Raw genomic sequence first — 3,768 nt, 5'->3', positions numbered from 1 at the left:
TGTTTAAAGGAATTTGGCATTGAGCGTTCATTAAGCCATAAGGGATGCCCTTATGATAATGCTGTTGCTGAAGCAACATTTAAAGCGGTGAAAACTGAATTTGTGTCAAACACGATTTTTGATTCACTTGAACAACTCAGGTTGCAATTTAATCACTATGTGGATTGGTTTAATTATAATAGACTGCATTCGTCTTTAAATTACCAGTCACCCATTGAATATAAAATGAATCTATGACCTTATCTTTTTGGTACTAAAAAGTGTGGACATACCAGGACATACCACACTGTAAATACTTTTTTACACGTGAGATTAATTTTTTGGATATTATCTGGAACAAGTCTTCATTGAGTTTTAGGGGAAGGAGATAATATGCCCTTCAATTATTTCCACGCTGTGCCCAAATAAAAAGGCTATTGTTTTTAGTTAACCGACAAACCAAATGAAAATAGCAACCCTAAAATTGATGCCTTTTTATCCTTAACACCGAAAGGTGAGGTATCTATATCAAATTCATATAAAAGCTCGTTTTTTTTTAATAAAACAAAATTATTAGAAAATAATATATCCATTAAGTTAGTAAATAATTGATAAACATCATCATTGCTATCAATAACTTTATCATCATAAAGTAAAAAAGCATATGTTGACACTAAGGACAAATATAAAAACATTGATTTATTTAGATAATCAAATTCTAATGATATGCAAACATCATAATTTAAATCGGTATTATCTTTAACTTTAAATCTAAATAAAGAATAAATATCATTTATTACCTCTTTATATTTTAGTGAATTATATGTTTCCATCACGAAATGGAAATCTGGTTTTTTTAAATCATGATATGCATTTAGAATATCACATAAGATCCTTTCTTTTTTTTGTTTATACATTAATGTCAAAGCTCCCTTCTTGCAGGATGTCCATGTGCTTCGCCTTTAAAGTCGATATGAACCCTGACTTTAGTTTGGCTCCTTTATTAGGGCCCGTTCCAACATGACTACCAGTTTCCAAATCGTAGCTTACGCAGTTGATTTGGTATTGGAATTCCATATGCTAATGTATCACGTACTAATTTATCAACATTAGATTGACTATCAAATGCTGATGTTGGTTTCTCTTGTTTTACGCTTTTATCATATTGAGGAGTACCTTGGATATGTCACGCTTGTTTTTGAGGATTAATTCTTGTCGCCTTAGCTGATTCGGCTCTAGAAATAAATCGACCATTTTCCCCATAAAATCTTTGAGCTCTACCATTCCATTTTACACAACTCAATCCCCACGGATCTATCCAAGCCAACTCAACCCATTGAGGCACATACTGATAAAGATTAATGCCACCGGCTAAGCCTATCGGGTTGGGTAAACCTACCTATATCCGGATCATAGTACCTGAAAGTATTGTAATGTCAGCTGGTTTCTCTGTCTAAATATTGCCTCTGATATCTGAGGTTTTGCTCTATTGATTGGCGTTCAGTTTCCTGAATCTTCTTACCTCAGAGCTGATAACTACATTCTCAGACGATGTCGCCGTTTGCATCGGTAAGTTCTTCCGAACAGCCGTTCAGGTCATTTTGGAAGTAGCGGATATGTTGTTCATGGTTGCCGTCTGTGTCTATACTTGCTAGCGGCTCGTAGCTACTCTGGTTGGTATAGATATACAGGCTGTTGATGGTGCGCCTATCTAGCAGGGGGCGATGTGGTTGACGATTAGACAATCACGTAACGTTAATATTCTGATTTTATTTTAATACGGCTACTAGTGGCAGTAATTGAGAATGGAAGAAACATTTATTATGCCCTTTTGGTTAGGAAAAGCTTAATTTTACAATTGTGCTAATAACTTTTATTGTTTTTTTAAACTACCGTATTTTATATAACCATAATGACTCTTTTTTTGTTTTAAAAAAATTAGAGGAAGTAAAGTCAATATCATTCTTTTTTGCATATGAAAGTAATAGATCATAGGTAACCCTATCTCTAATTCGTTTTTTATTATATTGTTCTTTGTCTTCAAACCATAAAAGATCACCTTTTTCATAGAAAAGCCATTTATCTTCTTTCATTGCTCTAACTAAGCGGACAGTTTTTCCAGAATCGATAAAACTCATCTCTACTAAGGGGTAAGCTCCAAGTAGTATCCTAAATGATAGATAGCTTGAATGGTTTGCTTCCGTTATACAATAGAGTAAGGAATCCCAACCATCAGATAAATTAGATACAAAGATTAGTTTATTATCATTCACACATGAATAATAAAAAGCGCCTACTGGTGGTAAAGCGCTGCCTTTTTGAACATTCAAATGTATTTCTTCAATTCGTTTTCTACTTTTTTGCGGTTCACACGACCAGTTTAATCCATTTTGAATAATGCTTTCAATCTCGGTGAGATTACTATTAACTATGGAAAACGCTAACATCTTATTAGTATCTTGAAAAGCCATTTAAAATATTTCCTAAATTATCAATTAATCAAAATGTATTTCTGGCATTAGGATCAAGTCTTGGAATTATATTTTTGATATCCAAAACTCCCCCTTTAATGTTGTATCCAATTAAATATTATAGTGTTTACCATCTAAATCAAATTGAATATCTGGCTTATTTTTACTAACTTCATTACCTTTTATATCTACTTGACGTTGATTTTTTCGGATGTTTTCAGCACTTTATTTTTTAGCATTCTAATTTAGTTTTTCTTTTTATATTCATCTAATTGATTAATTGCCACTTTGACCGCATCTCTTATATCAATATTTTTAGATTGCAAAGATACTTGAAGTCCATATTCTTAATATTTCATCACTAAAAGCTGCGGCTATTTGTGTAACCCAATATCTAATACTGTCTGGTATTGTTATATCTTCAAGAACTTTTTGGATTTCTTTTTTTACATCAATATTACAGCATTGATAAAAGAAATCTTCTACCAACTGATATACGCCCCATCCATCACCTTCACCAAAAGATCTTAAAAATAACTCAATTGCTTTTCTATCTGGATTTTTAATAAAAAACTTTCGTACGTCATCATATTTGTTAATAATATCTTGAGTTAGATCTTTATCAGAAGGCATGGGTTGATGTCTTAATAAGAAATTTAATGCGTCATCTTTAGTCATAGTTTTAATCATTCCAAGATTTTTGTTTTGCCTAATTATTTCACTTAATTGTCTGTTTATTACCTCACAACTATATTCAGCATTGTTTAATATTTTTTTAAGGTCACGAATATCTCTTGTTAAATATTCTCGATTGTTTAATCTTGAAATAATAGGCTTTCTATAAGCCCAAGTTAATTCATGAAGATATTTTGTTAAATCAATAGTTATTCCTTTTCTATGAGTTGTTGGGCTTACTGCATTTTGAACTACATGATGTGGAGTATGAGTTGGATTAAGTCCGCTTTTTATATTAGCTGCTCTAGATTTGCCATATGTTCCGATGTATAAATCTTGGACAGGTTTAGCTAATTTTGTGAATCAGAACCACATCCTGCGGATAATCCCCCCACGGATCAATCCAAGTCAACCCACTAAGCGCATAATGATACAGATTAAATCTAATCGTATCAGACTAGGTAAATCTATCTAATTCGCCGTTTGCAGCGGTAAGCTCTTCTGGTTCTTTCTAGTATTAATGAATAAGCTTTTATTTTGTTAACTATTTATTGATTAAGAATTTTTATTGATAAATAACATGGTAATAGTATTTCTAAACACCAATTCAAGACATATAAAGGTTTAGATCTAATATTATTTA

At 32.0% G+C, this 3,768-nt stretch carries 4 protein-coding genes and 1 pseudogene; 1 reads left to right on the top strand and 4 read right to left on the bottom strand.

Going from position 1 to position 3,768, the window contains the following annotated elements:
* A partial coding sequence (locus A9G30_RS10430; RefSeq protein WP_141672085.1) for an integrase core domain-containing protein occupies positions 1-237 on the top strand: 237 nt, incomplete at its 5' end.
* 185 nt (positions 238-422) lie between these two features.
* On the opposite strand, the gene A9G30_RS10425 is transcribed toward A9G30_RS10430, so the two are convergent.
* From A9G30_RS10425 to A9G30_RS10415, 4 genes and pseudogenes are all read right to left on the bottom strand, one after another.
* On the bottom strand, positions 423-896 hold the full coding sequence (locus A9G30_RS10425; protein ID WP_065588910.1) for a hypothetical protein: 474 nt from the start codon (positions 894-896) through the stop codon (positions 423-425).
* A gap of 269 nt (positions 897-1,165) precedes the next feature.
* Positions 1,166-1,306 carry a hypothetical protein gene (locus A9G30_RS13270; RefSeq protein ID WP_218057848.1) on the bottom strand — a complete coding sequence of 47 codons (141 nt, stop codon included), beginning with the start codon at positions 1,304-1,306 and terminating at the stop codon, positions 1,166-1,168.
* 562 nt (positions 1,307-1,868) lie between these two features.
* Positions 1,869-2,450 (bottom strand): hypothetical protein, encoded by a 582-nt coding sequence (locus A9G30_RS10420; protein ID WP_065588909.1) that lies wholly within the window; start codon positions 2,448-2,450, stop codon positions 1,869-1,871.
* 245 nt (positions 2,451-2,695) lie between these two features.
* Positions 2,696-3,083: pseudogene (locus A9G30_RS10415) on the bottom strand (hypothetical protein).
* Between the last annotated feature and the right edge of the window lie 685 nt (positions 3,084-3,768).

Origin of the sequence: Gilliamella sp. Fer4-1 (assembly GCF_001690515.1) — a bacterium.
Lineage (GTDB): Bacteria > Pseudomonadota > Gammaproteobacteria > Enterobacterales > Orbaceae > Gilliamella > Gilliamella apicola_C.
This window is presented reverse-complemented; position numbering and strand designations above follow the sequence as displayed.

Coding starts and splice junctions, on each gene's coding strand:
- A9G30_RS10425 (WP_065588910.1), bottom strand. CDS start 896: ATGTATAAACAAAAAAAAGAAAGGATCTTATGTGATATTCTAAATGCA.
- A9G30_RS10420 (WP_065588909.1), bottom strand. CDS start 2,450: ATGGCTTTTCAAGATACTAATAAGATGTTAGCGTTTTCCATAGTTAAT.